The organism is Stenotrophomonas sp. ISL-67 (assembly GCF_018612915.1).
GTDB lineage: Bacteria > Pseudomonadota > Gammaproteobacteria > Xanthomonadales > Xanthomonadaceae > Stenotrophomonas.
The window spans coordinates 45,049-67,864 of the sequence record NZ_JAGGRL010000006.1 but is presented as its reverse complement, the minus strand read 5'-3'; the positions used below and the strand labels follow the sequence as shown (position 1 = coordinate 67,864).

The 22,816-nt window shown below is 66.3% G+C and carries 20 protein-coding genes; 5 read left to right on the top strand and 15 right to left on the bottom strand.

Translation table 11 applies throughout. From position 1 onward, the window contains the following. Positions 1–20: 20 nt before the first annotated feature. Positions 21–1,580, bottom strand: a complete 1,560-nt coding sequence (locus J7J08_RS07900) for an MASE1 domain-containing protein (protein WP_214903640.1) — start codon at positions 1,578–1,580, stop codon at positions 21–23. Positions 1,581–1,944: 364 nt separating this feature from the next. On the opposite strand from J7J08_RS07900, the gene J7J08_RS07895 reads away from it, so the two are divergent. Further along, entirely contained in the window at positions 1,945–2,961 is a 1,017-nt protein-coding gene (locus tag J7J08_RS07895; RefSeq protein WP_214903637.1) for a hypothetical protein, read from the top strand. On the opposite strand, the gene J7J08_RS07890 is transcribed toward J7J08_RS07895, so the two are convergent. The 13 genes from J7J08_RS07890 to J7J08_RS07830 form a co-directional block, all read right to left on the bottom strand. After that, positions 2,842–4,152, bottom strand: coding sequence for an ABC transporter permease (locus J7J08_RS07890; protein WP_214903634.1), 1,311 nt, complete (start codon positions 4,150–4,152; stop codon positions 2,842–2,844). The two genes, J7J08_RS07895 and J7J08_RS07890, sit on opposite strands and share 120 nt — an antisense overlap. An 11-nt stretch (positions 4,153–4,163) precedes the next feature. Next, a complete protein-coding gene (locus J7J08_RS07885; RefSeq protein WP_214903633.1) occupies positions 4,164–5,321 on the bottom strand; it encodes an FtsX-like permease family protein in 1,158 nt (385 codons plus the stop codon). Between the two features lie 14 nt (positions 5,322–5,335). Beyond that, complete coding sequence (locus J7J08_RS07880; protein ID WP_214903631.1) at positions 5,336–6,025, bottom strand: ABC transporter ATP-binding protein; 690 nt, start codon at positions 6,023–6,025, stop codon at positions 5,336–5,338. Between the two features lie 120 nt (positions 6,026–6,145). Beyond that, positions 6,146–7,393, bottom strand: coding sequence for an efflux RND transporter periplasmic adaptor subunit (locus J7J08_RS07875; protein WP_214903629.1), 1,248 nt, complete (start codon positions 7,391–7,393; stop codon positions 6,146–6,148). A gap of 250 nt (positions 7,394–7,643) precedes the next feature. After that, on the bottom strand, positions 7,644–8,204 hold the full coding sequence (locus J7J08_RS07870; RefSeq protein WP_214903627.1) for a cytochrome b: 561 nt from the start codon (positions 8,202–8,204) through the stop codon (positions 7,644–7,646). Continuing rightward, a complete protein-coding gene (locus J7J08_RS07865) occupies positions 8,201–9,316 on the bottom strand; it encodes a catalase family peroxidase (RefSeq protein ID WP_214903626.1) in 1,116 nt (371 codons plus the stop codon). The genes J7J08_RS07870 and J7J08_RS07865 overlap by 4 nt, the downstream gene beginning before the upstream one ends. Positions 9,317–9,561: 245 nt before the next feature. After that, entirely contained in the window at positions 9,562–10,929 is a 1,368-nt protein-coding gene (locus J7J08_RS07860; RefSeq protein ID WP_214903624.1) for a M17 family metallopeptidase, read from the bottom strand. Positions 10,930–10,952: 23 nt separating this feature from the next. Beyond that, positions 10,953–11,663, bottom strand: coding sequence for an HAD family hydrolase (locus tag J7J08_RS07855; RefSeq protein ID WP_214903621.1), 711 nt, complete (start codon positions 11,661–11,663; stop codon positions 10,953–10,955). A 163-nt stretch (positions 11,664–11,826) separates the two neighbouring features. Beyond that, positions 11,827–12,930 carry an AI-2E family transporter gene (locus tag J7J08_RS07850; RefSeq protein WP_214903618.1) on the bottom strand — a complete coding sequence of 368 codons (1,104 nt, stop codon included), beginning with the start codon at positions 12,928–12,930 and terminating at the stop codon, positions 11,827–11,829. 96 nt (positions 12,931–13,026) lie between these two features. Continuing rightward, positions 13,027–13,509, bottom strand: a complete 483-nt coding sequence (locus J7J08_RS07845) for a protein sip-5 (protein WP_214903616.1) — start codon at positions 13,507–13,509, stop codon at positions 13,027–13,029. After that, complete coding sequence (locus J7J08_RS07840) at positions 13,506–14,012, bottom strand: phage holin family protein (RefSeq protein ID WP_214903613.1); 507 nt, start codon at positions 14,010–14,012, stop codon at positions 13,506–13,508. Before J7J08_RS07840 ends, J7J08_RS07845 begins: the two co-directional genes overlap by 4 nt. A 6-nt stretch (positions 14,013–14,018) precedes the next feature. After that, positions 14,019–14,381 carry a hypothetical protein gene (locus J7J08_RS07835; protein ID WP_214903610.1) on the bottom strand — a complete coding sequence of 121 codons (363 nt, stop codon included), beginning with the start codon at positions 14,379–14,381 and terminating at the stop codon, positions 14,019–14,021. Between the two features lie 114 nt (positions 14,382–14,495). After that, the gene (locus J7J08_RS07830) at positions 14,496–15,923 is read right to left on the bottom strand and encodes a Do family serine endopeptidase (RefSeq protein WP_214903607.1); all 1,428 of its coding nucleotides are present in this window, start codon (positions 15,921–15,923) and stop codon (positions 14,496–14,498) included. A gap of 277 nt (positions 15,924–16,200) precedes the next feature. Between J7J08_RS07830 and J7J08_RS07825 the strand changes: the two genes are divergently transcribed. The 4 genes from J7J08_RS07825 to J7J08_RS07810 all read left to right on the top strand — a co-directional run bounded on the left by J7J08_RS07825 (position 16,201) and on the right by J7J08_RS07810 (position 22,141). After that, positions 16,201–19,482 (top strand): LAGLIDADG family homing endonuclease, encoded by a 3,282-nt coding sequence (locus tag J7J08_RS07825; RefSeq protein ID WP_214904111.1) that lies wholly within the window; start codon positions 16,201–16,203, stop codon positions 19,480–19,482. Between the two features lie 181 nt (positions 19,483–19,663). Further along, positions 19,664–20,563 carry a histone gene (locus tag J7J08_RS07820; RefSeq protein ID WP_214903604.1) on the top strand — a complete coding sequence of 300 codons (900 nt, stop codon included), beginning with the start codon at positions 19,664–19,666 and terminating at the stop codon, positions 20,561–20,563. Positions 20,564–20,652: 89 nt separating this feature from the next. Then, on the top strand, positions 20,653–21,387 hold the full coding sequence (locus J7J08_RS07815) for an NrdJb (RefSeq protein ID WP_214903601.1): 735 nt from the start codon (positions 20,653–20,655) through the stop codon (positions 21,385–21,387). 85 nt (positions 21,388–21,472) lie between these two features. After that, positions 21,473–22,141: a hypothetical protein gene (locus tag J7J08_RS07810; protein ID WP_214903599.1), complete on the top strand. Its 669-nt coding sequence runs from the start codon at positions 21,473–21,475 to the stop codon at positions 22,139–22,141. A gap of 46 nt (positions 22,142–22,187) precedes the next feature. Here the strand turns inward: J7J08_RS07810 and J7J08_RS07805 are convergent, their stop codons facing one another. After that, the gene (locus J7J08_RS07805) at positions 22,188–22,550 is read right to left on the bottom strand and encodes a DUF1428 domain-containing protein (RefSeq protein ID WP_214903596.1); all 363 of its coding nucleotides are present in this window, start codon (positions 22,548–22,550) and stop codon (positions 22,188–22,190) included. Positions 22,551–22,816 lie beyond the last annotated feature (266 nt).

Sequence of the window (22,816 nt, the reverse complement as noted above, 5' to 3'; positions counted from 1 at the left end):
CGCTCTGCGTGGCTGCGCAGCTACATACATTGGTTCATCACTGAGGATGACCCGCGCGTCTCGACCAGTAGCAGCCTTATGGTGTTGCGGCGACACTGAAGGCGGCCGCCGTAGGTGTTGGCTCGCGCCGTCAGATTCTGAATGGCGATTTCAGCAGTCCTCGGTGCCAGGCCAGTGGGAAGGTTCAGGACCTTCACTGTCATCACAATCCCCTGCAGATGCGACCGTCGCCCGCATCGCGCCCGAATCCGGAGTTGGCCCGACTCGTGCTCAAGGAGGAGGGAGACGGCTTCGGTGATCGTCCGGTAGGCTGCCAACTGCAAACCCGTACTGAGCAGGCATGGATCGCCTGAGAAGTGTTCGCAGCTGACGCGCCCGGTCTTGTGCCATGCCTCGCTGATGCCGCACCCCTGCAGCGCCAGGTATAGGCCAACCTGCTCCAGCGGAATTGGATAGACCAAGCTGGCTTGCTCGCGGAAGTTTCGCGTGCTGATCGATATGGCCTTGAGTACGCTGCTCGCGAACTGCTTATGGCCTTGCTCCTGCAGCCATTCGACCGTCTGATTCAAAGCGAAATCGATGTGGTCGCCTATGTGGCGCATCCGCTGTGCACGCGCCCGAAGATCCTTCTCGCTTGCCAGGAAAGAGGATTTGGCCAGACGCAGCGCTTGGCTCCGATCCTGCAATGAAATGCTCAAGCGGCGACGATAGTGGCTGGTGATGGAACCAAGTGCAATTAGCGACGTGGAAACGAGTGCGAGACCCTGCTGCGTTCTGAAGGTGGCAGCGTCGAAGGAACCTGGAAGCCCTGTAACGGGAGTCGTGAAGTGAACAATGAGGTTCATGAGCGGCACGCCGACCGCCGCGCCGCGCCAGCCGTGAATGCAGGTGAGAAGGATCACTGGAGCCGCCATAAGCAATTGCAGTCCGGCTCTCTCGTCGGAATGGCCTGCAGGCAGCAGCGCTATGCCGTAACCAGTCATCAACATCACGACCAGGCACGCGGCGGACGGCGGATGCAGCCATGCTGACCACCCTGATGGAGCGATTCGCCGTGTGAGCAGCGCTGCCAAAGGGGCAGCCGTAATGATTGCCATATAGTGGCCAATGACAAAACGAGCTGCGACAACCGCAACATCCTCCGGCAGTGGTGACGGCCAGAGTATCCGCATCAGCGCAACATTTCCGATCCCGACCGCCAGGGCAGCCGCTGCCGCGATCGTCAGCAGCCAGGCGTCGGTTCGGCCCGGCATTGCGCGGCGATGCAGATGGACGATGAATGCGACGACGGGAAACTGATAGGCGGAAGAGAGAAGCACCCAGTCCAGGCCATACGTGCCAACCAACGGAAGGCGCAATTCGGCGAAGTAGGCGTACTCCCCAAGCAGCAGGTAGGGCCACATGCGCATCGGCGATGCCAGCAGAACTGCCACCCGGACACCCGAGGGAAGAAAGAACTGATCCAGCGAGATCTGTCGTGTCGCCCAGCAGGCGATGGCGTACAGGGTTGCTACAAGGAGTCCGGCTGGCAGGGTTGAAATTCCTGCTTGAAGCCTCTTGATCAACCCGTCGTGCGCCATCCATACCCTCCTGAGGGGGGCCGCTGTCGCATTCCGCTTGCGCTGCGTGCCATTTCCGAGGGCGCAAAAATAGCGGCCCGAGGTGTAGGTCGCAATGGTGACGCAGAATTTTCAGATAAGAACGAGAGGGGGTGCCTGATTCCATTGAGCTACGTCACACCATTGGCATGATGGTCGTTCCAGAACACTGCCTCGACGGCACCGGTAGCGCTGACGCAATGTGCCCGGAGATCCGGGGCCGGTTGCTGCACCATCCAAAATCATGCAATTCCCACCCGCGATTTCGCACAGTTCCGATGTCCATGACGGGCGTAGGCTGTTCCACTCGTTTGGCCCGCGCGTGCGGGTCATGAGGGAGCACAAGATGAAGAAGTTGGCGTGGTTGCTGCTTGCGGCGCTTCCGCTGCAGGGCATGGCGCAGGAGCGGATGGAAGATCCCATCGGGCGAGCCTGTTACTACTGTAATGCCGGGGAAATGTACGAGCGCGCGCGGTCGCTCGGGGTTGGCGAACACTACGTATACGACAGCGCAAGCCAGACCAACATCCAGGGTTTCAACGTCACCAACGTTGGCGGCGAAATGGTGGCCACGCACTTCGTGCCGCCGGCGTGGATTCGTATTCAGTACAACGCGATGATGAAGATGTACGACCCGTCCAGCGGCCGCTTTGTCGACCAGTGGGGTATGGTGAACCTGCAGCCGCCGGGATCGCCGCATGTCCTCATGGAGCAGATTCAAAGCGACAACGTACTCTGGGGCCACCACGTCAGCGATCTCAACCCCCGCCACCCGGAAGCGAGGGAAACCGTTCGCCGCATGCTTGCGCGCGCGTCGCGTTTCGACTTCCTCAAGGCCGATACCGAGCACGGCCGGATCCTGCGCTTCGAGTCGCAGCTGCAGGGCGGGTCACCGTTGATTTCCAGACTCAACATTCTTTTCTTTCTCGGATGGGTCGAGTCGTTCTTCGACTACGAGACGCGACAGTGGGTGTACCTGCAGTCGAGCGATGGCGGCAACCTCATCCAGGAATCGGCTGATGATTTCGTGCGCCCGGACGGCAGCCCGCGCCGCCTGAAGAACACGCGGGAATTCGACCCCTACTTCAGGCAGCGCGCCGCGTGGGCGGGCGTGGACGTGGTCGGGGCAGCGCCAGAGTATTTTTATCGGGACGCAACCTACCTGTGCAGTCGCATGGCAGGGAGAACCCAGTGTCTGCTCGAATCTGTGACCGTGCCCCCCCGGGCGCACGATCGTCCTGAATCAGGTCTCCCGCAAAGCAGTGGTGATCGGCAGGCGCGCCGCGCGCAGCGCGGGGAACAGCCCGCCCACCAACCCGATCCCCAGCGCCCACTTCAGCCCGCTCCACAGCAGCTCGGGTGAGACCTTGAACTGGAACACCACCTGGCTGAAGTTGCTGCCGATGGTGGAGACGCTGTAGCCGTTGAAGATGGCCCAGGCCACCAAGCCACCGAGCAGGCCGCCAATCAACGCCAGCAGCATGGTCTCCAGCATGATCGCGGTGACCACCGGCGCGCCTCGGAAGCCGATGGCGCGCATGGTGGCGATCTCGCGGGCACGGGTGGCAACGGCGGCATACATGGTGTTGAGCGCACCAAATACCGCACCCACCGCCATGATCGCGCCGATCACCGTGCCCAGCACCTTGATCAGCGTGTTCAACCCACCGCCCTGCTTGGCGTAGTACGCCTTGGTGGTTTCCACGTCCAGCTTCAGGCGCGGGTCGGCGGCCACGCCGGCCTTGAACTGCTTGAAGCCTGCTTCACCGTCGGTGCGCACGCTGATCGACTGCCACGCATTGCGCTGATAGGTGTTGGCCAGGGTTTCAGCGTCGGTCCACAGCTCTGAATCGTGCGCATCGCCGGAATTGAACACCCCTACCACGGTCCATTGCTGGTTGCCCAGGGTAAGCGTCTTGCCCACGTCCAACCCACGAAACTGGCCCTGCGCACCCTTGCCGACCACGATCTCGCGCAGGCCGGGATTGAAGCGGCGGCCTTCGGTGATCTTCACCCTGTCGTGCACCGCCCAGGCCATGTCGCCCACGCCGCGGAACTGCGCGTTGACGTCGGTACCGTCGCCCTTGGACACCAGGTTGACCACCTGCGACAGCTCCGGCGAGATCATCGGCTTGCCCTGCGCGTCCTTGGTCACGCCCGGCAGCGTGGACAGCAGCGGTACCTGGTCGCGGGTGATCACCGAATTGGTTTCGGCCTGCGAACCGCCGCGCAGCACGATCGCGGTGGTGTCATCGCCGGTGCTGTTGAGCGTGGCCTGGAAGCCCTGGCCCATGGCCAGCATCGCCACCAGCACGCCGACCACGCCGGCAATGCCCACCACCACCACCGAGGATGCACCCCAGCGCTGCGGCAGGCTGGCCACGCCGATCCGGGTGGCGGCCAGTGCCAGCCGCCCACTGCGGGTCAACAGCAGCCACAGCACCACGGCCACCACGACCGCCAGCACAGCGGGCCACGGCAGCATGATCCACACCGCCAGCGCGACCGCCAGCAGCAGCACGGACAACAGATTGCCCAACCATTGCTTCTTCATGTCGGTTCTCCTCAGCGGCCCGCAAGGGCGTCGACGATCTTCAGCCGCTTGGCGCGCAGCGCCGGCAGCAGGCCCACCACCAGCCCGATCAGCACGATCAGCCCCACACCCATCAACCAGGTCGGGGTGGGCACATGCGGCGGCAGCAGGCCCTGGGTCTTCGGCGACAGCACCGGCAGGATGGCAGAGGCCAGACCCATGCCGATGGCGCCGCCCAGCCCGATCAGCAGCAGCGACTCGATCATCACCAGCACCAGTACCGTGCTGTCCTTGAAGCCCAGCGTCTTCAGCGTGGCCAGTTCGGGCACGCGCTCGCGCACGGCCTGGGCCATGGTGTTGCCGGTAAGCAGCAGCAGGGTGAAGAACACTGCGCCCATGATCGAGGTGACGATCAGCCCGATGTCGGCGAACTGCTTGACGAACGCCTGCTGGAACGCCGATTCGGTCTGGGTCTTGGTTTCATGGTCGGAGTTGGCCGAGATCGCATCAATGGCCTGGGCCACGCGCGAAGCATGGTCCGGGTTGTCCAGGGTCACGGTGAACCAGCTGACCTGGTTCTTGATGTAATCGTTGGATTCGTCGAAGTACTTCCAGTTCATCATCAGCTGGCGTTCTTCGTTGGCGGCCAGCGTGCGGTCCTTGGAGCGGAACACGCCCACCAGCTGCAGCGGCCAGTCGTTGCTGCCGCCGCGCGGGAAGATGGTGGCCTGCAGCGGAATGGTGTCGCCGATCTTCCAGCCGAATTCCTTGGCCAGGGTTTCGCCGACCACCGCGCCGGTGCGGGTGTCCTGGAAGGCCTTGAGCTGGTCCTTCGGCAACTGCAGTTCGCCGTAGACATCGAAGTAGTTCGGCGCCACCGAGAAGTTGGCGAAGAAGTTCTTTGGGTCCTGGTAGATGCCGCCGAACCACATGCCGGAGGTCACATCCTTCACCCCGGGCACCTGGCGCACCTGTGGTTCCAGGCGGATCGGCAGTGATTGGGTGATGGACAGGCGCGAGGCCACGATCAGGCGGTTGGCGCCTTCCACGCTGCCGCCGGAACTGAACGCCACGCGCACCGAATCGAGCATGCCGAACAGCAGGAACGCGGCCACCACCGAAAGCAGGGTCAGCAGGGTCCGCGTCTTGCTGCGGAACAGCTGCGCCCAGATGAGCGAGAAGTACTTCATCGCAGTGACCTCCGTCAGTGGGCCGCAGGTGCTTCGGCGAGCTCACCCTTGTCCAGGTGCACCGTGTGGGTGGCGTACTCGGCGGCCTTGGGGTCGTGGGTGACCATGATGATGGTCTTGCCGTGCTCGCGGTTGAGCTGCTGCAGCAGCAACAGGATCTCCTCCGCCGAGGCGCGGTCGAGGTCGCCGGTGGGCTCGTCGCAGATCAGGAAGGTCGGGTCGGAAACGATCGCCCGCGCGATCGCCACACGCTGCTGCTGGCCGCCGGACAGCTCATTGGGGCGGTGGCTGCGGCGGTCGGCCAGGCCGACCAGGGTGAGTGCGATCTCGGCATTGCGCTTGCGCTGCGCCGCGCCCAGGTGGGTGAGCAGCAGCGGCAGCTCCACGTTCTTCTGCGCGGTGAGCATGGGCATCAGGTTGTAGAACTGGAACACGAAGCCCACGTGGTGGCTGCGCCAGGTGGAGAGCTGCCCGCCGGACATGCGGTCGATGCGCTCGCCTTCGATCTCGATCTCGCCACCGGTAGGCGTGTCCAGCCCGCCGATCAGGTTGAGCAGGGTGGTCTTGCCCGAGCCGGACGGGCCCATCAGCGCAACGAAGTCGCCCTTCTGGATGTCCAGGTCGATGCCGTGCAGCACCTGCACCTTTTCGGGGCCGCGCTGGTAGGTCTTGGTGATGTTGCGGAGCGAAACCAGGGTGGACATGGGTGGTTCTCCGTGAATCGTGGGAAGAAGAAACCATGCAGGCAACCGCGCGCATGCGCGCCGGGCCGGCACGGGAATCGCACACCATCGGCTCGCGACCAGGTCGCGGCACCGCCTTGCTTACTGCGACTGCTTTTCCACTACCGCGTTGCCATCGCGCAGTTCCGGCGGCGGGTTGCTGACCACCTGCTGGCCGGCGCTGAGCCCGGCGGTGACCTGGCGGTCGTTGTTCAACGCAACCCCCACCGTGACCGGTACCTGCTGCACGCGCTTGTCATCGCCCACCACGAACGCCACCGTTTTCTGGTCGCGTTCGACCAGCGCCGAGGCGGGCACGCGCACGCCCTTCGGCGCAGCCGCCTGGGCCGGCGCGGCCGCTTCCAGGAAGCTCACCCGCACGCCCATCTCCGGCACGATGCGCGGGTCTTTCACCTTCAACGCAATCCGCACCTTGACCGTGGCCTTGCCGCGGTCGGCGGTGGGAATGATGGCGATCACCTCGGCGGGGATCTTCCATTCCGGGTAGGCATTGAGCGTGGCTTCCACCGGCATCTTCGGCTGCACCCGGCCAATGAAGGCCTCGCCCACTTCGACTTCGATCTCCAGCGAGTCCATGTCGACGATGGTGCCGATGCCGGTGCGGGTGAAGCCGCCACCGGCCGACAGCGGTGAAACGATTTCGCCCGGCTGCGCTGCTTTGGCGGTGACCACGCCGGAGAACGGCGCGCGCACGATGTTGTTGTCCACGCCAAGGTCGGCAATGGCCAGCGCGTCGCCGGCCACCTTGGTGTTGCGCTGGGCGGTGCGCAGCTGGGCGCGCAGGCTGTCGCGCTGGGCCATGGCCAGGTCGAACTGCGAGCGCGACACCAGCTGCTGGCCGACCAGCGTCTGCAGGCGCCCGGCTTCGGCGTCGGCCTGGGCCACCTGTGCCTGCAGGCCGGCCAACTGGCTGCGCGCGGCTTCCAGCTGCGAAGCCGACAGGCTGCGCTGGGCGTTGGCATCGATCGGGTCGAGGGTGGCCATGATCTGGCCTTCTTCCACCCGCATGCCTTCTTCGATCATCACCTCGCGGACCTTGCCGGTGATCTTGGCCGACACCGTGGCCATGCGCCGGGCCACCACGTAGCCGCTGGCGTCGAGCACCGAGCTGCTGGCGGTGCCCTGCTGGATGGCCACCACCGGCGCGGTGGTCACTTCGATCGGACGTTCGCGGCCGAAGGCGAACCAGCCGATGCCAGCAAGCACGAGCAGGATGGCGATGGCCGCTGCGATCCACAGGCCACGGCGTGGCGAGGAAGGCGGCGGCGGAGCCGACGCCTTCTTGCGGTCGATGCGGAGTTCCTTGAGCAGTTCAGCAGATGCGTTCATCGTGAGTCTGGACGTGGAATCGGGCCGAGTGTGACCGCAACCACCGTTACGGGCAAACCGGCGGGGTGCCGGGTGGGGCACAGAATGCCCGCCAGGAGGGGGCGGCGGGCAGTGACAGCTGGTCGGACCGATACCGACGCCATCGCGCCTCAGGCCGAAAGGCTGACTGTAGCGACACGCCACGCGTGTCCCTCGTGGCGCCGGAAGCATCCCCACGCCGGAACGAAGAGCAGACACGCGTGGCGTGTCGCTACGATCGTTCGGATCCACCTGGGGCGTCCCGCCCCTTCGCCATCGCCTGGAACACCCCGTCCCGGCGCACCCACAGGTGGAACAACGCCGCGCTCAGGTGCAGTACCACCGTGGCGAACAATACGTACGCCAGCAGGCTGTGCGCACTGCGCAGCGCCGCATACAGCGCTACGTCGTGCGGCAATATCGGCGGCAGCAGCACGCCCTTCCACATCTGGATCGGGTAGCCGCCGGCCGACAGCATTGCCCAGCCCACCAGCGGCATCGCCAGCATCAACCCGTACAGCAGCCAGTGCGAGGCATGCGCGGCGAACGCCTGCCAGGCAGGCAGGTCTGTCGGCAACGGCGGTGGCCGGTGGCGCAGGCGGTTGAACAGGCGCACCAGTGCCAGCAGCAGGATCGCGATGCCCAGCGGCCGGTGCAGGTCCACCAGCATCGGCCGCCAGTGCAGCGATGCCACCATGGTCACGCCCACGAACAGCATGGTCAGGATCAGCACCGCCATCAGCCAGTGCAGCACCCGCGCGGTAAGGTTGAAGTGGCCGGTATCGCGGTTCATCGCGCCTTCTCCTTGCCGGCCGCGTCGGTGACCTTGCCGCTGGCCAGTTCGCGCTCGCGGCGGTTGAACGACTCGGAATACACCGCCGAACGCGCGGCCAGGATCGGGTCATCGCTGCTGGCAATGCCGCTCGGCAGGATCAGTGGGTCGAAATTGAGGTTGTTGCAGGCGCCACCGGCCTGCGGCTGCATCGCGGTCAGGCTGAGCGTGCCCGCTTTCACCTGGCGGCGGTCCTGCGGCCAGGGAACGGAGGGATCGTTGATGTCATCGCCCTCACCGGCAAGGGTCACCCACATGTCCCAGCGCACCGGTCCCTGCGCCAACCGCTGCGCGAATTCATCGGCCAGGTAGTCCAGCCCGGCCTGCGCGCGCTGCTCGGCACTCATTGCCTCGAACGCAGCCTGTGGGCGCATGCTCCAGCGCACGGCCTGGCGTGTGCCATCGGCCGCGCTGAAGTAGAAGCTGTTCACGCCGTTGTAGTCGGTATTGGCCCAGCTGGTCGACCACGGTGCGGTTTTTGCCCATGCACCGAAGGCGCGCGCGGAAGGGTATTTCGCGGCGATGGCAGCCTGCTTGGCGGGGTCCGGCTTGCCGGTGGCCGGGTCGGGAATACCGGCGCGGGTCTGTTCCAGGAAGGCCTCGGTGGTGGGCACGGCGAAGAACGGGAAGCTGTTCATCGCCGTGCGCCATTCCTGGCCGTCGTCGCTCACCAGTTGCAGTGCCATGCTGCGTACCCGCGCACTGGCGTCGGCGCCATGCGGGTCGCCGCCGCCGATCGACAGCCGGCCCAGCACCGGCACCTGTTGCTGGCGGAACACCCGCGCCGAACTCAGCGCGGCGGCGTCCGGCGTGCCCTGGAAGGTGCCGCTCACGCATACGCCCTTGGTGTGTGCGCGGCGGAACCCGGGGTGATTGGCGCCGGTGGCTTCAATGGTGTCGGTGAAGGTCTGCACCGTGGCCCGGTCGCGGCCCAGCCAGCCGGCCAGCCAGGCAAAGGCCAGGATCAGCACGCCGGCAATCAGCGCAATCAGCGCGATCCACAGCAGCGGCGAATGGGGCGGGCGCGGGGCATCCGGCTCGCGGCCGGCGCGGGTGTATCGAAAGAGCGACATGGGCCGAACCTGCCTTCTCGAACATGAGGGGTGGGTGCAACCATGGTCGCAGAACCCCCGCCACGCCGGTATTCACATTTTCGACAACATTCGACCCGATGTATCCCGATCCCGATGGGCACGTAACAATTCGTAGCGCCGACTGTTAGTCGGCATCCGCGCGAAGCGCGGCACAAGCATCCGAAGCCGACCCGCGAACCGTTCGCGACCATCCACCCAACGCTTAACCCAAACCGAAGCCGCTCTTACAGGTACCGACCCTTCAACATCGTCCACGCCGAGCGCAGCGCCAGCGCCTCGCCACCGGCCGGGCGGCCCGGGCGTTCGCCGTCGTTCCAGGCGTATACGTCGAGGTGCGCCCAGACCTGGCCTTCGGCAATGAACCGCTCCAGGTACAGCGCAGCCGTCACCGAACCGGCCATGCGCGAACCGGCGTTGGCCAGGTCGGCAATGCCGCTGTGCAGGTAACGCAGGTAGGGGCGCCACAGCGGCATGCGCCAGACCGGGTCGCGGGTGCTGTCGCCGGCCTGCAGCCACTGCTGGGCCAGGGTGTCGTTGTTGCTGAACAGTGCCGGCAGGTCCGGGCCGAGCGCAATACGCGCCGCGCCGGTGAGCGTGGCGAAGTCCAGCACGATCTCCGGCTTCTGTTCGCTGGCGTAGGTCAGCGCATCGCACAGCACCAGCCGGCCTTCGGCGTCGGTGTTGTCGATTTCGATGCTCAGGCCCTTGCGGGTTGCAATGACCTCGCCCGGACGGAACGCTTCCGGTCCAATCGCGTTTTCCACCGCGGCGATCAGCAGGGTCAGCTGAACCGGCAGCTCCTGCGCCATGATCAGCCCGGCCAGCGCCAACGCGTGCGCGGCGCCGCCCATGTCTTTCTTCATGTTGCGCATGCCGTCGGCCGGCTTGATGTCCAGCCCGCCGGTATCGAAGCACACGCCCTTGCCCACCAGTGCCACGTGCGGCCGGCCGGCCTGGCCCCAGCGCAGTGCGATCAGGCGCGGCGCGCGGTGCGACGCGCGGCCCACCGCGTGGATGGCCGGGAAATTCTGCTCCAGCAGCGCATCGCCGGTGATCACCTCGCACTGGCCACCATGGGCGGCGGCCAGTTCGCGTGCGGCGTCTTCCAGCTGCTGCGGGCCCATGTCTTCGGTGGGCGTGTTGACCCAGTCGCGCACGCGCAGGCTGGCGGTGATCACATCGCGCACTTCGGCGGCCGGGGTGGCCAGCAGCTGCGCCGGGGCGCGGTTGGGGGTGCGGTAGCGCGCGAAGCGGTAGCTGCCCAGGCCCCAGCCCAGGTGCAGCAGGGTTTCGATGTTGGTTGGCAGCGTATCGGCCAGCTGCCATACGGTGCCTTCGGGCAACGCGAACGGCGCGTGCGCGTACGCATAGGCATCACCGGGATCGCCCACCCCGACGATGGCGCCGGCCAGGCCGTGTTCGCCCGGCAGCAGCACCACGCTGCCACCACTGCCGTTGAAGTGCTGCGCATCCAGCCAGGCAACCAGTGCCGGGCCCTGCTGCGCGCGCCATGCCGCGAACTGCTCGCGTTCCATGACATGCAGCGGCAGGGCGTTGGCCGAGTCGGTGGTGAAGCCGGTGATCTGGGTCATGCGGGGTCGTGCTCCGTTCGTGGTCAGGCGCGCTGCAGCGATGCGTTCGCATCGAGCCAGTCGGCCAGCCCGGTCAGGGTGTCGAACTGCAGGTCGGGCTGCAGTGAAGGGTGGTGCCAGGTGTGTTCGACGCGGTTGATCCAGCAGCCGCGCAGGCCGGCCTGCATTGCGCCGACCACGTCCATCTCGATGTGGTCGCCCACGTGCAGCACCTGCGCCGGGGCCACGCCCAGGCGTTCGCAGGCGGCATGGAAGATGCTGGCGGCCGGCTTGGCCGCGCCGTGCTCGCGCGAGCCCAGCTGGAAGGCGAAGTGGTGGTCCAGCCCGATCCGGGCCAGGTCCGCGTTGCCGTTGCTGAGCGCGGCCACCGGTACCCGGGCGGCAATGCGGGTCAGTGCCTCGATCGCGTCGGGGTAGCACTCCACCTGGTTGCGCGCGGCGTAGAACGCCTCGTAGGCCGGTTCCAGCAGGGCCAGGTCGGCCCCGCTGGTTTCCAGCGCCTCCTGCAGGGTCAACCGGCGCAGGGCGCTCAGGTCGTAGTGCAGATGCGGGTTGTCGCGGAACGAGCGCTCGCGCAGTTCGCGCATCGCCGCCACCGGGTACTTCGCGGCGGTGGCAGGGCTGTGCTGGAGCATCCACTCGTACAGCACCTGGTCGATGCGGGCGCCGATGGGGGCGAACGGCCACAGGGTGTCGTCGAGGTCGAGGGTGATGGCTAGGACGGGAAAATTCACCCGCCCATTCTACTCCTGCCGGCCCCGGGGGATTTGCCGGAACGGCGGCTTCGCCCAGGGCCATGCCGCTAAAGGGCCACCGATCGCTATCGGCGGTCGATTGGAATGCGACCCTACCAAGACGCACCGCGCACGCCGGCGTTTTCGGGGCCGGGCTTTGCCCTTATTCCAACACCTTCGCCCACCCCTGGGTGCCGTCAAGCCGCGCCAGCACCAGCTTGATGCACACCAGCAGCGGCACCGACAGCAACAGACCCACCATGCCCCACAGCCAGCCGAACACCATCAGCGCCAGGATCAGGATCAGCGGCGAAATCGCCATGCGCCGGCCCAGCACGATCGGGGTCACCACCTGGCCTTCAATGGTGTGCAGGGCCAGATAGCAGGCCGCCGGCAACACGGCCTTGAACGGGTCGCTGAACTCCACGAAGCCCATCAGCAGCATCAGCGTCACCCCGATCAGCGGGCCCACGTACGGCGCGAAGTTGAGCAGCGCCGCCACCGTGCCCCACAGCAGCGCTTCCTGCAGGCTGATGCCCAGCAGCAACAGCACGCCGGAGAAGATCAGCCCCACCAGCGTGTTGATCACCGTAATGGTCAACACATAGCGCGAGACCTCGCGCTCGATCGACCGCAGGATGTCAGTGGTGAAGCGCTGCTGCTGCCGGCTGGGTAACAGCGCGATGGCATGCCGCTGCAGGTTCTGCCCATAGATCATGAAGAACAGCGTCAGCAGCACCACGGCCAGCACCGAAGCGGCCAGCCGTGGCGCCCGGGTAAGCACCTTGTACGGATCGTCCAACTGGGTACGCACCACCTGCACCCGGCGGCTGCCTTCGCCGCCAGCCACGCGCGCGAAGTTCTCCGCCGCCAGGTTGGCCTGCTGCACCGGCTTGGTCAGGTTCTGCACCTGGCGGGCCACTTTGCGCAGCTGCTGCGGGGCTTCCTGCGCCCATTCCATCGCCGGCCCCACCAGCTGCACCCCCAGCGCAACCGCGCCGCTCAGCCCTATCCCGATCACCAGCCCCGCGGCCAGGAAACGCGGAATCCACAACCGGCCCAACAGGCGCAGGATCGGGTTGCCGACCAGCGCGAAGAACATCGCCAGCAGCACCGGAAGGATGATTTCCTGCGCGGCCCACAGGGTGAACCCCACCGCCAGCGTGGCCAGCACCACCAGCGACATGGGCGCGCGTGGACGCGGCGGGGGCGGTGCCGGAAGGGGAACGGCCTCGGCATCGTCAGGGGAGGGCACAAGAACGCTCATGCAGGTCGCACGCTGGAAGGGAGACGCATTATTGGGCAACCCGGGTGCGTGCGGCGTGTGCAATCGGTAGCGCCGGCCGTTGGCCGGCTCTACCGCTCAACGCTCGGAAACGTCGGTGGCCGCTTCGGCCGGCTGCGGCTGCGGCTGGGCCGCCTCCTGCGTGGCGGTGACGCTGGCACGCGGCATGGTTGTCGGCGCAGCGTCCGGCGTCGCCGCTCGCACCCGGGTAACCGGGGTGGTCGGATCCACCGCTTCATCCACTTTGTCTGCAGCCTGGTCGGCCGTATCAGCCGCCTCGGTGGCCTGCATCGAAGCGAACGCCGCCTGGGTGCTGGCCAGCAGGCTGGAGACCGAACCGATCATCTGCAGCCAGCGGGCCCCGTGGAAACGGGTACTGCCCGGTTCCAGCTTGCCGGCCAGGAAGCCACCGGCCAGGCCCACGCTGATGATGCGCAGCGGGGTCCAGCCCTCGCGCCAGGCCTGGCTGAGGGTGAACCAGCTGCACTGGGTTTCGTCGACCCGGATAGCGACCACCTGTTCAGCCCGCTTGACGCGGTGGCGCAGGGCTTCGAACTTCATGGCGTACGCTCCGGCGCCCCGACATGCGCATCGGGATCTTCGTCGCTGGGTTCATCGAACAACCCCAGCCGCGACAACTGGCGGCGGGTGGCATGCATGCCGGTGTGGTGGAAGAAGAACGACACCCGCCAGATCGCATAGCCGGTGACCGCCAGGCTGATGAGCGAGGTGATCAACAGCGAATGGAACCAGGACAGGCCCCAGCGCTGCATCAGCGCGATCAGCGTACCGGCCAGCAGCAGCCAGGCCGAGGCGCCGAACACGATGGCCACCCCGCTCCAGGCCAATGCCCGGCCAAACGCACTGCGTGCCAGCGCGAATTCAAACGAGGCCAGACGGCGCAGCGAACGCAGCGTGTGCCTGGCCGAATCCACCGTTGCGCGGCCGGCCTGGCCGACCTCGCGGATGCTTTCATCCAGGCCCGGCGCGCGCTGCCCCGCATCGCCATCGGGTGGAGGCGTTGCCGCTCCACTGTCGGGCGTGGACTGTGCTTGATCGCTCACGCCGACTTACTTGTCGCCGCTGCGGGCAAGCTTGGCGATGATCCAGCCAGCGGCGAAGGCCACGCCGAACGACGCCAGCGGGCGCTCGCGGATCAGTTCGGCGGCGCTGTCGACCAGGTCCTTGCCCTTGTCCATCAGCGCATCGACCTGTTCCTTCGCAGCCGCACCACCGAATTCGGCGGCCGCCAGGCCGGACAGCGCGGTATCGGAAAGCTCGGCCTTGACGTTGGCCTTGCCGATGCGCAGCTCGTCGCTGGCCGCGCCGGTGGCGCCCTTGATCGCACCGCCGGCAGCGGTGGCTGCGGACTTCAGATGCGAACTGGCTTCACCCAGGTGTTCCTTCAGGTTCTCGGTATTGGTGGGGCTCATCGTGTATCTCCGTTCCAGGCGATGGGGAAGGTGACCGCGGACAATGCCGGTCGAAGTGAACTCAAGGTAATAGCATCGGGGGGGTGTAAGGCACGTTACGACCCCCTGAAGGATTCATCGCATTTCCAGCTCGCCGCGCGCATTGCCGCGCACCACGCGCAGCACCAGCTGCTGCGGGCGCTGCTGGAAATTGGCGCGCCAGCTGGCCAGGTCGGCGAATTCACCCACGTTGGCCTGGATGACCAGATCGCCGGCGGCCAGACCCGAATTCGCCGCGCGGCTGCCGCGCTTGACCTCGCTGACCATGACCCCGCTGCTGCCGGCCTGGCGCAAGGTCTCGGGCAGGTCGACGAAGGTGGCACCGCTCAATCGCGGGTCCAGGGATTCACCGGCTACCGCGCGTGCCTGTTCCTTCAGCGTGGCCTTGAGCTGCAGCGGCTTGCCGTCGCGACGTACTTCCAGCGTCAGCGCACTGCCCACCGGCTGCAGGCCCTCCACGTTGTGCAGCGCTACCGCGCCATCCACCCGCTGGCCGTTGGCCGATACCACCACGTCGCCCGGCTTCAGCCCGGCCGCGGCGGCGCCCGAACCGGCCAGCACCCGGGTGACCAGCGCGCCGCGCGCTTCGCTCAGGCCCAGGTTCTGCGCCAGCGCCTGGGTCAGGTTCTGCGCTTCGATGCCCAGCGTGCCACGCACCACCACGCCGTGCTTGATCAGCTGGTCCACCACATCGCGCGCCAGGTTGGACGGAATGGCCAGGCCCAGCCCGATGTTGCCGGCCATGCTGCCCTGCGGGTTGAAGCTGGCGGTATTGATGCCCACCAGCTGGCCCTGCAGGTTGACCAGCGCGCCGCCGGAGTTGCCCGGGTTGATGGAGGCATCGGTCTGGATGAAGTTCTGGTAGCCCAGCCCGCGGATGCCGGTGCGGCCCACCGCCGAGACGATGCCCGAGGTGACCGTCTGGCTGAAGCCGAACGGGTTGCCGATGGCCACCACGAAGTCGCCCACGCGCAGCTGCGCGCTGTCGCCCAGCGGCAGCGCGGTGAGCTTGTCGGCCGGAATGCGGATCAGCGCCACGTCGGTATCGCGGTCCGAACCCAGGAACTCGGCCTTGACCGTGCGCCCATCCGACAGCGTCACCTGCACATCATCGGCGTTCTCGATCACGTGGTGGTTGGTCAGTACCAGGCCTTCGGCCGCATCGATGATCACCCCCGAGCCGAGCGATTCATTGATGCGTTCCTGCGGCACTTCCGGGAACAGGCGGCGGAAGAACGGGTCGTTGAAGTACGGGTTGCGTACCCGCACCACCTGCTTGGTGTTGACGCTGACCACCGCCGGCATCACCCGGTCCAGCATCGGCGCCAGCGATGGCACCGGCTGCCCGGCCACCGACGCGGGCAGCGCGGCCGTGGCCGGAATCGCCAGGGTGGCCGGCGCCGCTTCAGCGCGATTGTCCAGGTGGACGTTGATGGCGGAAGCGACAAAGCCTCCGAAGGCGGCGGCAAGCGCGAGCGTGAGCAGGGTCGGGAGCGGTCGCATGGGAATCCGGGGGGCGCGTGGCGGGCAGCGGGATGGGGAAAGCACGTATACGGTAAATCAAGCTGAATGAGTCTGTCTGCTGACGGCTAAACCGACGATGAAATCGCGCCCGGACGACGCAGCCCCTGCGACCATCCGCGCCGTTGACACGCCCCGGTGCCGGCGTAAGCTGCAAAGCAGGTTGGCCACTAGATCTTGCGGTGCCGACCCAGAGTGCCCCAAGGCATTGGGTCAGCCTGGCGGCACACCGATGGCCACCCGATGGAGCCTGCCACGCATGCGCACGGTGCAGACGGACGTGATTCCCCTGGCGCTGGCCACCGGCGAGGTACCGCTGCAGCCGGCCTCGCAGGACATCTGGGACAAGAAGTACCGGCTCAAGACCAAGCAGGGCCAGGCGCTGGATGCCGATATCGACGCCACCTACCTGCGCGTAGCGCATGCATTGGCCGATGCCGAACTGACCGAGGAAAATCGCCAGCACTGGCGCGAGCGCTTCACCTGGGCGCTGCGCCGTGGCGCCATTCCTGCCGGCCGCATCATTTCCAATGCCGGTGCGCAGGCGCACAAGCCGGCCACCAGCACCATCAACTGCACCGTCTCGGGCACCCTCGAAGATTCGATGGACGGCATCCTGCAGAAGGTCCACGAAGCCGGCCTCACCCTCAAGGCCGGCTGCGGCATCGGCTATGAGTTCAGCACGCTGCGCCCGCGCGGCGCGTTCGTGGCCGGGGCCGGCGCGCACACCTCCGGCCCGATGTCCTTCATGGATATCTTCGACAAGATGTGTTTCACCATCTCCTCGGCCGGTGGCCGCCGGGGCGCGCAGATGGGCACCTTCGATGTCTCCCACCCGGATGTGCGCGATTTCATCCGGGCCAAGCGCGAAGATGGCCGGCTGCGCCAGTTCAACCTGTCGCTGCTGATCACCGACGGCTTCATGCAGGCCGTGGACGACGATGCCGAGTGGCCGCTGGTGTTCCCGTTGAGCCACCACGAGGCCGGCGAGTTCGACCTGGACGACCCGGCCGCCGTGCAGTGGCGCGATTGGCCGACCCACCGCGACTATCTGGTCCGCGAGGACGATCGGGTTGCCTGCCGCATCTACGGCCAGATCCGCGCGCGGCACCTGTGGGACATGATCATGGTGTCCACCTATGACTACGCCGAGCCGGGTTTCATCCTGATCGACCGGGTCAACGAAATGAACAACAACTGGTGGTGCGAGGACATCCGCGCCACCAATCCCTGCGTCACCGCCGATACCTGGGTGCACACCGCCGACGGGCCGCGCCAGGTGGCCGAGCTGATTGGACGGGGGTTCCAGGCGCGCGTGGATGGCCAGGACCATGCCACTACCGAGGCTGGGTTTTTCCTCACTGCGCGCAAGCCGGTACTCGCCCTGCAGACCCGCGAAGGCCATCGGCTGAGGCTGACCGCCGATCATCGGGTTCGCCGGGTCACCGACCGCACCCGCTGGGAGGTGCAGAGCGAATGGTGCGAGGCGGGCCAGCTGCAGGCGGGGGATGAGGTGTTGCTGCAGGACCATCGTGCGGCGCCGCACTGGCCGGGTGCGCTGGCGCATGAGCAGGGCTATCTGCTGGGGTTTCTGGTTGGCGACGGGACTCTTAAACAAGATGGGGCCGTGCTCTCGGTGTGGTGTCAGGCGGCGGTTGCCAATGGCGACCCGGGAGTGCCTACCGCAGGGACCCGCGCGCTGATGGATGAAGTAATCCGCTGCACGCGAACCCTGTCGCACCGCTCCGACTTTGATGGCTGGTCGGAAGTGAAGGGGCGAAACGAGTGGCGCCTGACGTCAGCCGCGCTGCGCGATCTTGCCCAGCAGCTGGGCATGTTCCCGGGCCACAAACCGATCACCCCTGCTCTGGAAAAACTTTCCAGCGATGCCTGCCGTGGCTTCCTGCGCGGCCTGTTCGACGCCGACGGCAGTGTGCAGGGCAGCCAAGGCAAGGGCGTATCCGTCCGGTTGGCGCAGTCTGATCGCCCGCGGCTGGAGGCCGTGCAGCGCATGCTGCTCCGGCTGGGCATCCCCAGCACCCTCTACGCGCGCCGCGAAGCCGGGCACTCGATTCTGCCTGATGGTCGCGGTGGCCAGCGTGCCTACCCCACGCTGGCCCAGTTCGACTTGGTAATCAGCGGCGAAGGCGTGGCCCGCTACGACGCGCTGATCGGGTTCGCCGACACCGACAAGGCCGCGCGCCTGACCCGGACGCTGGCCGCCTACCGCCGCGCGCTAAACCGCAGCCGCTTCGTCGCCACCGTGGAAAGCGTGGATCCGGACGGGGTGGAAGACGTCTACGACGTCCAGGTACCCGGCATCAACGGCTTCGACGGCAACGGCCTGCATGCCCACAACTGCGGCGAACAGCCCTTGCCCCCGTATGGCGCGTGCCTGCTCGGTTCGGTCAACCTCACCCGCTTCGTGCGCGACCCGTTCACCGCGCAGGCCCGGTTCGACTGGGACGAATACAAAGAGGTGGTGCGGGTGTTCACCCGCATGCTCGACAACGTGGTGGAGGTCAACGGCCTGCCGCTGGAGCAGCAGCGCCAGGAAATCCTGCGCAAGCGCCGGCACGGCATGGGCTTCCTGGGGTTGGGTTCGACCCTGGCCATGTTGCGCATGACGTACGGCGAACCCGACGCCTGCGCCTTCACCGAAGACATCGCCCGCGAGATGGCCGTGGCCGGCTGGGAAACCGCGCTCGGCCTGGCCCGCGAAAAGGGACCGGCGCCGATCATGCAGGAAACCTTCGAGGTCACCGCCGCCATGCTGCGCCAGCGCCCGGAGATGGCCGGCGATGGCTGGCGCGTCGGCCAGCCGATCGAAGGCAAGGTGCTGCACGCCCGTTACAGCCGCTACATGCAGCGCATCGCCAGCGTGGCCCCGGAACTGGTGGAGGAGCTGGCCGGGATCGGCGCGCGCTTCACCCACCACAGCTCCATTGCCCCCACCGGCACCATCAGCCTGTCGCTGGCCAACAACGCCTCCAACGGCATCGAGCCGTCCTTCGCCCACCACTACAGCCGCAACGTGATCCGCGAAGGGCGCAAGAGCAAGGAGAAGGTGGACGTGTTCTCCTACGAGCTGCTGGCCTACCGGCACCTCGTCAACCCACGGGCCATGCCGTTCGCCGACGAAGACGGCGCCCGCCTGCCGGACTACTTCATCGCCGCCGACGACATATCGCCCAAGGCCCATGTCGACGTCCAGGCCGCCGCACAGAAGTGGGTGGACAGCTCCATCTCCAAGACCGCCAACGTACCCACCGACTACCCCTACGAGCAGTTCAAGGACATCTACCGCTACGCCCACGCGCAGGGGTTGAAGGGCTGCACCACGTTCCGTTTCAACCCCGCTGCGTTCCAGGGCGTGCTGGTCAAGGAGGCCGATCTGGAGAACACCACTTACCGTTTCGAACTCCAGGACGGCGCAGTTGTGGAGGTCAAGGGCAACGAACAGATCGAGTATGACGGCGAACTGCACACGGCCGCGAACTTGTTCGATGCGCTCAAGGAGGGTTACTACGGCAAGTTCTGATTGCGCATGGGAAGCTGTTTTCAAGTGGTTTTACGCGTGACGCCCACCCGCGCCGGAATCATGGCGCTGGCCTGGCAAGCACAAAGGCGGCTCACGGGCTGCGACAAGACCGTTCCACGATCGTCCGCGCCGGTATAGCATCGCCAGCGAAATCACTGACTGGCCCCTCAGGAGGCAAAACATGAGCAACGGAAATGGCGTGACCGCGACCCTGTCGCAGGGTGTTGAAAACGTGAAAGAGACCGCCGGCAACGTCGGCGAGACCATCGCCCACACCGCTGAAGAAGTGGTCGCCTCGGTGAAGAAGACCGCCAAGCGCGCGCGCAAGACTGCCACCACCCAGGTTGCCAAGGTCAAGAAGGCCGTCAAGAAGGCCGAGAAGACCGTCGCCAAGAAGGCCGACAAGGCCGCCAAGTCGGTTGGCAAGACCCTGGCCAGCGCCAGGAAGAAGCTGGAAGCAGCCAAGACCAATGCCAAGGCCGAGGCCGCCGCGCTGAAGAAGCAGGTCGCCAAGAAGAAGGCTGCCGCCAGAAAGGCCGTGACCAAGACCACCAAGGCCGCCAAGAAGGTTGCCGGCAAGAAGGTCGCCACCGCCAAGAAGGCCGTGACCAGGAAGACTGCCGCCGCCAAGAAGGTCGTGGGCAAGAAGGTTGCCACCGCCAAGAAGGTCGTTGGCAAGAAGACCGCCGCCGCCAAGAAGGTTGTCGGCAAGAAGGTCGCCACCGCCAAGAAGGCTGTGGCCAAGAAGTCGGCGGCCACCAAGAAAGCCGTGGGCAAGAAGACCGCCACCGCCCGCAAGACGGTTGGCAAGAAGGTCGCTGTAGCCAAGAAGACCGTAGCCCGTAAGTCCGCTGCCACCAAGAAGGCCGTTACCAAGAAGACCGCCACCGCCCGCAAGACGGTCGGCAAGAAGGTCGCTGTCGCCAAGAAGACCGTGGCCCGCAAGTCGGCCACCACCAAGAAGGCTGTCGCCAAGAAGACCGCCGTTGCCCGCAAGTCGGTCGCCCGCAAGGCAGCACCGGCCAAGCGCGCCGCCAAGACCGTGGCCCGCAAGGCCCCGGCCAAGCGCGCCCGCAAGTAAGCAGGTAACGCACGGCGCCTGCCCCCGGGCGGGCGCCGTGATGCGGTCGCCGCTGGCCATCCCCTGCAAGCGCACCGAGGAACCGTTCCATGGCCGTCAGGATCGATCAGAAGATCACCGGTTACGCCGTCGTCACCCCCGCGGAGACGGCGCGCCAGGCTGCCGCCCCCGCCGCCGCCCTCGCGGACGCCGCCAACGACATCGTGCAGATGCACGAGCGCATCGAGCGCCCCGACGTCCTGGTCGGCAACACCTACAAGATCAAATCGCCGCTGGTGGAACACGCCTTCTACGTGACCATCAACGACATCGTGCTCAACCCGGGCACCGAACATGAGCTGCGCCGCCCGTTCGAAGTGTTCATCAACTCCAAGTCGATGGAGCACTTCCAGTGGATCGTCGCGCTGACCCGGATCATGTCCGCCGTGTTCCGCAAGGGCGGCGACGTGACCTTCCTGGTCGAAGAGATGAAGGCCGTGTTCGACCCGCGCGGCGGCTACTACAAGATCGGCGGCGCCTACATGCCCTCGCTGGTGGCCGAACTGGGCAGCATCGTCGAACACCACCTCAAGTCGATCGGCCTGCTCCACGACCCGGAGATGAGCCCGGCCCAGCGCGCGCTGATCGCCGAGAAGCGCCGCCAGTACGAAGCGCGCGAGAAGCAGAGCAGCACCGCCGACCATGAGGAGGACCTGGCCATCACCGGCGATGGCGCCAGCTTCCCGCCCAGCGCCAGCATGTGCGAAAAGTGTTTCACCAAGGCGCAGGTGATGATGGATGGGTGTGCGACCTGCCTGAACTGCGGGTACTCCAAGTGCGGGTGAGCGTTGCCGCGAACACGCGGTACCGACGCGGCATCCGTTAGAACGCACGTACTGTTTCCCCAGCGACAGGGAGTTCGCGAAACCCATGCGCAACCTGGATTTCAGCTCCTGGCAGGCCATGCTCTCGACCCTGGTCGGGCTGGCGGTCATCACCCTGATCGGCGTCGGTATCCGCCTGGTGTTCATGCAGACCCTGCAGCAGCGGCGCGAGCGTGAGAACCGTCAGATCAACGAGCGGCTGCGCACGCTGATTGCGGCGTACAAGACCTTGGGTGGGTCGTTTACCGGTGCGCTGCATGTGGATCCGCGCCATCTGCGCGAGCTGCGCCAGCTGCCCCCGGAAAGTGACGATGCGCTGGAGCTGCCCGCCAGTACCGGCAGCGACCGCGCACGCCGGATCCGCGATGCGGTCGAGGCGGCGCTGTCGGACATCGTGCTGCTGGGCACCGACGACCAGGTGCGGCTGGCTGCCCACGCGGCCAACGAGCTGGCCGAAGGCCGCGCCGTGCCCACCGCCGAACTGGTGGTGTCGTTGCGTGACTTCATTCGCGAGGCGCTGGACCTGGCGCCCATTCCGGCCAGCGTCGCGATTCCGCGCCAAGGGCCGGCCCGGCCCGCGGCCGGTGGTGCCAAAGGCAAGGCCGAGGCCGGCGATCGCGCCGGAGGGAAGGGCGGCGGGGGCGGTGGAATGGGCGGCGGCGGCGGCATGGGCATGGGCCCCGGCGCGGACGACGACAGCAGCCACGCGCGCTGAACCAGGCGGTGGCTGCCCATGCCGTCGTTCCTGCCCGCGACAGCGGCTACTTCTTGTTCAACTCCACGATCGGCACGAAACCGCCATAGATCAACCGCTTGCCGTCGAACGGCATGGGGTTGTTCTCGGGACTCATGCGCGGGTCTTCCATCATCTTCTTCATGCCGGCATCGCGGGTGGCTTTGTCAGGCCATTCAATCCACGAGAACACCACCGTCTCATCCTTCTCCGCTTTCACGGAGCGGAAGAAGTCGGTCAGCTTGCCTTCGGGCACGTCATCCCCCCAGCACTCGACCACGCGCAGCGCGCCGAATTCCATGATGATCGAGTCGCCCTCGTTGGCGTGTTTGATGAATTTGTCTTTGTTGGCGGTGGGTACGGCCAATACGAAACCGTCGATATAGGACATCTGCAGCCTCCAGAACCGGTGCGCCGGAATGGGCACCTTCAAGGGATATGACGCGTGGGGGCGTGGAGAATCGACAATGCCGTGGTGACCGGATCGGTGGAGTGAAGGTCATGTGTACGCCCGGTGTCACCCACGCAGATGCGGGAATTATGCGTATTCACATCAGGTGCGACGGGTGGTGGGGTCAGAAAAATCCTAGCGAGAGAGGGGAAGATTCTGATATCGAAGCCGCCACGATCAGCACACTATGCAGGAGCCGGGCAGGG

Bases quoted from the DNA above. Each gene is read 5' to 3' on its own strand.
- J7J08_RS07805 (WP_214903596.1), bottom strand. From the start codon at position 22,550: ATGTCCTATATCGACGGTTTCGTATTGGCCGTACCCACCGCCAACAAA.
- J7J08_RS07865 (WP_214903626.1), bottom strand. From the start codon at position 9,316: ATGTCGCTCTTTCGATACACCCGCGCCGGCCGCGAGCCGGATGCCCCG.
- J7J08_RS07860 (WP_214903624.1), bottom strand. From the start codon at position 10,929: ATGACCCAGATCACCGGCTTCACCACCGACTCGGCCAACGCCCTGCCG.
- J7J08_RS07850 (WP_214903618.1), bottom strand. From the start codon at position 12,930: ATGAGCGTTCTTGTGCCCTCCCCTGACGATGCCGAGGCCGTTCCCCTT.
- J7J08_RS07825 (WP_214904111.1), top strand. From the start codon at position 16,201: ATGCGCACGGTGCAGACGGACGTGATTCCCCTGGCGCTGGCCACCGGC.
- J7J08_RS07885 (WP_214903633.1), bottom strand. From the start codon at position 5,321: ATGAAGTACTTCTCGCTCATCTGGGCGCAGCTGTTCCGCAGCAAGACG.
- J7J08_RS07900 (WP_214903640.1), bottom strand. From the start codon at position 1,580: ATGGCGCACGACGGGTTGATCAAGAGGCTTCAAGCAGGAATTTCAACC.
- J7J08_RS07845 (WP_214903616.1), bottom strand. From the start codon at position 13,509: ATGAAGTTCGAAGCCCTGCGCCACCGCGTCAAGCGGGCTGAACAGGTG.
- J7J08_RS07810 (WP_214903599.1), top strand. From the start codon at position 21,473: ATGCGCAACCTGGATTTCAGCTCCTGGCAGGCCATGCTCTCGACCCTG.
- J7J08_RS07895 (WP_214903637.1), top strand. From the start codon at position 1,945: ATGAAGAAGTTGGCGTGGTTGCTGCTTGCGGCGCTTCCGCTGCAGGGC.
- J7J08_RS07820 (WP_214903604.1), top strand. From the start codon at position 19,664: ATGAGCAACGGAAATGGCGTGACCGCGACCCTGTCGCAGGGTGTTGAA.
- J7J08_RS07835 (WP_214903610.1), bottom strand. From the start codon at position 14,381: ATGAGCCCCACCAATACCGAGAACCTGAAGGAACACCTGGGTGAAGCC.
- J7J08_RS07815 (WP_214903601.1), top strand. From the start codon at position 20,653: ATGGCCGTCAGGATCGATCAGAAGATCACCGGTTACGCCGTCGTCACC.
- J7J08_RS07890 (WP_214903634.1), bottom strand. From the start codon at position 4,152: ATGAAGAAGCAATGGTTGGGCAATCTGTTGTCCGTGCTGCTGCTGGCG.
- J7J08_RS07830 (WP_214903607.1), bottom strand. From the start codon at position 15,923: ATGCGACCGCTCCCGACCCTGCTCACGCTCGCGCTTGCCGCCGCCTTC.
- J7J08_RS07870 (WP_214903627.1), bottom strand. From the start codon at position 8,204: ATGAACCGCGATACCGGCCACTTCAACCTTACCGCGCGGGTGCTGCAC.
- J7J08_RS07875 (WP_214903629.1), bottom strand. From the start codon at position 7,393: ATGAACGCATCTGCTGAACTGCTCAAGGAACTCCGCATCGACCGCAAG.
- J7J08_RS07880 (WP_214903631.1), bottom strand. From the start codon at position 6,025: ATGTCCACCCTGGTTTCGCTCCGCAACATCACCAAGACCTACCAGCGC.